We start from the raw sequence: 5,915 nt of genomic DNA on the forward strand, positions 1-5,915 counted from the left end.
GTGCCGAGCGAAGGGGCCACCCCGACGTTGATGAAAAGGGTGTTGATGTCGATGGGCTCGGGCAACGTTGTAAACGCCTGATCGAAGGCCTCCTGCACGAGCCGGGAGAAGGTGGGTTGTTGTTTCAGCCGGTCGAGTACTTCGTCATTCAAGGCCAGGATTTTTTCCGTCAGCCTGGATTTCAACAAAGAATCCCGGGCGTTCAGGGTTTCCAGCAGAGGGGACGACGCCGTTGATCTGTAGTGCATGTGAAGTGCCTGATAAAAGAAGGTCAGGCGATGTTCCCTCATGCTCAGGCCTTGCCTGCCTTATACAATTAACGCGGTGATCAACTTCCCGCGAGCGCCTGCTTTTCCCGGGTGCTTGCGTTAAGGTAAGCGGCGCAATGGTCGCGTTACCGTCAAACAATGAGAGCAGGATGCTTGCCACAGTTAGAAACTACCCCCGCACCGTGAACCTGTTGCTATGCGCCACGTTGATGCTGACGCTGGCCAAGGCGATGACCTTCCCGTACCTGGTGATTTACCTCACCCGTCGCTTCGGCCTCGACATCACCGAGGTCGGCCTGGTGATCGGCAGTTCATTGATCGTCGGCTCGTTGCTCAGCGTGTACGGCGGCTTCCTGGTCGATCGCATCAACAGTTATCGGCTGTTGCTCGGCCTGAGTGTGCTGTTCGTGCTGGGGTTTGTCGGCACGCTGCTGGCCCGCGATATTTGGGTGTTCTACAGCTGCCTGATCCTGATCAACCTGGCCTACGCGGTGATCGACATTGCCGTCAAAGCCGGCTTCGCCAGCTTGCTGCCCGAAAACGCGCGCAGTGAAGTGTTTTCCATCAAGTACACCCTTACCAACATTGGCTACGCCGTGGGGCCGGCATTTGGGGCCATGGTGGCCAAGCTCGATGTGAGCCTGCCGTTCATGCTCTCAGCGCTGCTGGGGGCGGGGTTTTTCCTGCTGTATTGGCGGTGGGGCGACCGGGCTTTGGCGACTGTCGAAGCCACGCAAAAGCCGGTGTCGTTCCTTGCCGTAGGGCGGGTGCTGCTGCGCGATCAGCGCCTTGTGTGCTTCACGATGGGTGGTTTGCTCAGTGCCGTGGTGTATGGGCAGTTCACCGCCTGGCTGTCGCAATACCTGGTGACCACCACCACGGCGGACTACACCTACACCGTGGTCAGCGCGGTGCTGACCACCAACGCCGTGCTGGTGATTGCCTTGCAGTACCTGATTGGCCGGCGCATTTCCCACCGTCACCTGAGCCGATGGCTGATCGCAGGCCTGGGCATGTTCATGCTGGGGCTGTTTGGCTTTGCGCTGTCCACCAGCGTGCTGTGGTGGGTGCTGGCGATGGCGGTGTTTACCGTGGGGGAGATCATCGTGTTCCCGGCCGAGTACATGTTCATCGACCGAATTGCCCCGGAGCCGCTGCGGGGCATGTATTACGGGGCGCAGAACCTGTCCAACCTGGGCGCGGCGCTGGGGCCGGTGCTGTGTGGGCTGGTGTTGGCCAGCCTGCCGCCCTACAGCATGTTCTACATGCTGGGCGCGTTTATCGTCGGCGGCGGGGTGTTCTATTTCACTGGGGCGTCGTTGAAACCACGGCCCGCCCCGTAAGGCGCGGTTATTGTGCCTTAGGCGACAGCGGCAGGTCGTCCAGTGTCAGCTGCCCCATGGTGTTGCTCTGCAGTTCGTAGCGCAGCTCCTCGACCATTTTTTCCACGGCCTGGGCGGTCTGTATCTTGTTGACGCTGATACCCGTCACCACCAGGTCAACCCGGCCACTCTCGGCGTCGAACACTTTCAACGTCAACGACGCGTCCCGGCACAAGGTGAACTCGCAGGTCAGCGGCAGCAGGGCTTCTTCGATGCAGTTGCGTAATTGGGAGAGGGTAAACATTACTCAGCCTCCTCAACGACGACGCAGCAACAAGCCCACCAGCAAGCCGACACCGGCGACGACAGCCACGGTAGCCAGCGGTTTGTTCTTGGCGAAATCACTGACGGTGTCCAGCGCATCACCATAGGTCTGCTGCAGTTGGCCGGCGGCCTGGCGAGCAACACCTTCGGCCTGCAGTTGTTCATCACCGGTCAGGTCACCGAAAAAACCCTGGGCTTTGCCGGCGACTTTCTCTACAGCGCCTTTGACTTGTTCGCTTTTCATGGTGCCTTCCTTCAAGAGATCAAAACCATTACGGCACGGGCCAAAAGGCCCGGTGCCCACTCTTCAAGGTTAAGCAAGACGTCCTGCGGCAATAAGGCGAATTCGCACTAGCCGCACTAGTGCATTTGCACTGTCAGGGTTTTTTTTTAAGGCGCGGCTCGCCGGCAAACAGCCCGCGTTCACGTGCCCACACAATCGCTGCGCTGCGGCTGTGCACCCCAAGTTTGGAGTACACCGTGGCCACGTGGTTACGCACCGTGTTGGGCGCCAGTTTCAGGCGCGAGGCGATCTCCTTGTCGGCCAGCCCTTCGCAGATCAGGCCCAATACATCACGCTCGCGGGCGGTGAGGTCGGTGAAGGCCACATTCGGCAGGTTGGGGCTGTTGACGCTCTTGGCGTTGGCGAGTTTTTCGATCAGTGTCTGGCTGAACCAGGACGCGTCTTGCATCACTTCCTCAATGGCCGCCACCAGCTCCAGCTCCGAGCGTTTGCGCTCGGTGATGTTCATCATCACCATCAGGTAGCAGGGCACGTCCTCGATGATCACGGTGTCGGCGGACACCACGCAATCAATCACCTCGTTGCCCTTCTTGCGCACCTTGAGGTCCTGGCCGTCGAGGTTGCCGGCCTTTTCAAGGTTGGCGAACAGCTGCGCGGCCGCCTGGTGGCTGTCGATAAAGTCGATGTCTTCGATGGATTTGCCGATCAGTTCTTCGCTGATATAGCCGGTAATGCTCATGAAGGCTTCGTTGATGTCCACCACCTGACGGTTGGCGGCGTTGCACACCAACGTCGGCACCGGCGTCAGGCGGAACGACTTGGCGAAGCGTTCTTCACTCTGGCGCAGGGCGATTTCCGCCTTGCGCCGTGGCTCCAGGTCCATGAAGGAGAACAGCATGCAATCTTCTTCGTTCATGTCCAGCGGCTGGCCGGCGACGATCACCAGCTTGCTGCCGCCTTCGGGCAATTTCAGTTCGGCCTGCATCTGCGGAATCGTCGCGCCTTCGCCCAAGCGCTGGATCGCCAGGTCCTTGCGTTCAGCCTGTTCCAGCACGTCCAGCTCGTAGACGGATTTGCCGATCACCTGGTCGCGGTTATAGCCGGTCATCTCCAGAAAACCCTGGTTGACCTTGATGTAGCGCAAGTCGCTGAGACGGCAGATCACCGCGGGCGCCGGGTTGGCATTGAAGGTTTTTTCGAAGCGCTGCTCGGCGCTCGCCCACTCTGTGGCGTCGCTGAGGATCAGCACCAGCAACTCCGGCTCGCCATGCGAGTCGGTGATCACCAGGCTGCGCAAGCGGTGGACCCAGGTTCTGTCCGGGCCGTTCAAAGGCGTGACTTCCACCACCACGTCGCTGAATTCTTCACCTGCCGCCGCGCGGGCGAGGGGGTAGTTTTCCAGCTGCACGGGATGGTTGTTGCGGTACCGCAGGGCAAAGCGTTCAGCGTATTCCTGGGTATTGGCGCCCAAGGCCATGACGGCCTCGACGCCGTGCATGGTCAGCGCGGCTTCGTTGGCCCAGAGGATGGTCTGGTCGACTTCGGCAAGAATGACGCCGTCGGACAGCCCGGAGATGATCTGCTGCAGTTGGCGGCGGTTGGTTTCTTTGGCAAGAACGTCCTGAGTCATAGGTTCTCCGTGGTTTGGGCGCATTGGGAGTTACGACACTTGGGCTTCAGGATAGTGCAGAGAAATTCCCCGGCGCGGGGTGCGAATGCACTAGAGGGCCTGGTGCATTTGCGCGGGGACGGCGAGCGGCCGCCTCGCCAGACTGCAACGGTCAATAACTGTCAAAGGATCGAACATGACCACTGTCTATGAAACCAACCGTTCGCTGTTTCGCGTGTCCTGGAGCTCCGTCCTCGCCGGTAGTGCAATTGCCCTGGTGACCTATCTGGTGCTGAGCGTGCTGGGCACCGCCATCGGCGCGAGTGCCGTCGACCCGATGAAGGCCGGCAACCCGCTCAGCGGTTTCGGTACGGGTGCCGGGATCTGGCTGTTCGTCTCGACGCTGGTGGCGATTGGCGCCGGTGCCTTCGTGGCCGGGCGTACCGCGCCGGATCGCGGCGGCCTGCACGGCGTACTCACCTGGACCCTGACCACCTTGCTCACCACCTGGCTGTTGGCCGGGCTGGCCGCCAGTGTGGTTGGCACCGCCGGCAACGTGGTGGGCAAGGGCCTTTCGGCCGCTGGCAGCGGTATCGCAGCTGCCGCCCCGGGCATCGGCGACAGCGTCAAGCAACAACTGAGCGAGCAGGGCATCCAGCTTGATTGGAACAGCCTGCAAGGCGAACTGGATACCTTGCTCAAGCAAAGCGGCAAGCCTGAACTGGACCCGGCCAACGTCGAGCAGAAAACCGACCAGGCCGCCGCTGATGGCAAGCAAACCGCCACCGATGCTGCAACCAACCCGGCGCAAGCGGGTGACCAGTTGAAGCAGTGGTTCGAGCGCGTCAAAGCCTCCGGTGAGCCTGCGTTGAATGCGGCGGACAAAGACGCACTGGTCAACATCGTTGCCGCGCGTACTGGCAAGAGCAAGGCAGACGCCACGCAGATCGTCGACAACTATGCCCAGGCGTATCAGCAAGCCATGCAAAAGGTCGATGAGCTCAAGCAGCAAGCCGAACAGAAAGCCCGTGAAGCCGGTGAAGTTGCCGCCAAACAGCTCTCCCGTGCGGCCTGGAGCACCTTGGCCATGTTGCTGCTGGGCGCAGCCTTGAGCTTCTTCGTCGGTCGCTTCGCACTGACCAGCCGTCGCGTGCCTTTGGCCTGACAGCGTTTGCAGCAAGGACGCTGCTTTTCACTGGCACCAAACATGCTAGTGTCAGGGCTCAACCTTCCACCGGCAGTGCCTGGCGATGCGTGATATCTACAGCGTCTTCAACTCCAACGGCGCCTATGAAACCGGGGCTCACGCCCATGACGAGTTCATGCTGATGGTGCCCGAGCACGGCCTGTTGCGCTTCAAGGATGAAGACAGCGGGCGCAGCACGTCGGTGGTCGATCGCCAGTTCGTGCTGGTGCCGCCGCAGTGCAGTCATTCCTCCTCGTCACTCACCGCCAGCCAGGGCCACCTGGCGTTCTACGTCGACCCTGACTACATGCGCCATGCCTTGCGCGACCTGTCCGGGGATGCCAACCGCCTGCTGCGCGTGCCCACCCTGGGCATCTGGCAAACCTCTGCGCCGCTGCACCACCTGTTGCTGGCAAAAAAAGCCTTCAGCCAACCCGACCCCTACGTTGATCGTCGCCGCCAATTGGCCCAGGCCGACCATTTGCTGTTGCTCGAATGTTTGGCGATTTCCCTCAGCCAGCCAAGCCTGCAACGCTCCTCCACCGAGCGTCACGGCGCCATGCTGGTGCGTGATGTGAAGGCGTATGTCGAAGGCAACCTTCAACAGGCGCCGGGGCTGGATGAGATCGCCGCCGTCTTCCATATGTCTCGCCGTCACCTGACCCGCCTGTTTGCCCTGCACACCGGCGAGACGGTGCTCGCCTTTGTCCAGCGTTTGCGCCTGGAACGGGCGCAAACGCTGCTGCGCCATACACGCATGTCGGTGCTGGAGGTGGCCAATAATGTCGGCTATGAATCGCCGTCGCATTTGGCGCATGTGTTTCGCCGGATGCTGGGTGTTTCGCCGGATGAATGGCGTCGTAGTTGATACCACACGGATTAAAAATGTGGGAGCGGGCTTGCTCGCGAAGGCGGCGGATCAGGCGAGTCATCAGTGGCTGACACACCGCCTTCGCGAGCA

General features: G+C 60.9%; 7 protein-coding genes. 3 read left to right on the forward strand and 4 right to left on the reverse strand.

The window, feature by feature from the left end; genetic code table 11:
• On the reverse strand, nucleotides 1-290 hold a 290-nt coding region (locus WBB95_RS29010), incomplete at its 3' end, for a hypothetical protein (protein WP_424490707.1).
• Between the two features lie 128 nt (nucleotides 291-418).
• On the opposite strand from WBB95_RS29010, the gene WBB95_RS29015 reads away from it, so the two are divergent.
• Nucleotides 419-1,612, forward strand: a complete 1,194-nt coding sequence (locus WBB95_RS29015; protein WP_424490708.1) for an MFS transporter — start codon at nucleotides 419-421, stop codon at nucleotides 1,610-1,612.
• Between the two features lie 7 nt (nucleotides 1,613-1,619).
• Here WBB95_RS29015 and WBB95_RS29020 read toward each other — a convergent pair whose 3' ends face one another.
• The 3 genes from WBB95_RS29020 to WBB95_RS29030 all read right to left on the reverse strand — a co-directional run bounded on the left by WBB95_RS29020 (nucleotide 1,620) and on the right by WBB95_RS29030 (nucleotide 3,789).
• Nucleotides 1,620-1,895 carry a DUF1652 domain-containing protein gene (locus WBB95_RS29020; RefSeq protein WP_424490709.1) on the reverse strand — a complete coding sequence of 92 codons (276 nt, stop codon included), beginning with the start codon at nucleotides 1,893-1,895 and terminating at the stop codon, nucleotides 1,620-1,622.
• Between the two features lie 12 nt (nucleotides 1,896-1,907).
• Complete coding sequence (locus WBB95_RS29025; RefSeq protein WP_424490710.1) at nucleotides 1,908-2,159, reverse strand: CsbD family protein; 252 nt, start codon at nucleotides 2,157-2,159, stop codon at nucleotides 1,908-1,910.
• Nucleotides 2,160-2,292: 133 nt separating this feature from the next.
• Nucleotides 2,293-3,789, reverse strand: coding sequence for a PAS domain S-box protein (locus WBB95_RS29030; RefSeq protein ID WP_424490711.1), 1,497 nt, complete (start codon nucleotides 3,787-3,789; stop codon nucleotides 2,293-2,295).
• A 175-nt stretch (nucleotides 3,790-3,964) separates the two neighbouring features.
• Between WBB95_RS29030 and WBB95_RS29035 the strand changes: the two genes are divergently transcribed.
• Entirely contained in the window at nucleotides 3,965-4,933 is a 969-nt protein-coding gene (locus tag WBB95_RS29035; protein WP_424490712.1) for a hypothetical protein, read from the forward strand.
• Nucleotides 4,934-5,018: 85 nt separating this feature from the next.
• Nucleotides 5,019-5,822, forward strand: a complete 804-nt coding sequence (locus WBB95_RS29040) for a helix-turn-helix domain-containing protein (protein ID WP_424490713.1) — start codon at nucleotides 5,019-5,021, stop codon at nucleotides 5,820-5,822.
• Nucleotides 5,823-5,915 lie beyond the last annotated feature (93 nt).

Origin of the sequence: Pseudomonas sp., from assembly GCF_049645325.1 — a bacterium.
Classification (GTDB): domain Bacteria; phylum Pseudomonadota; class Gammaproteobacteria; order Pseudomonadales; family Pseudomonadaceae; genus Aquipseudomonas.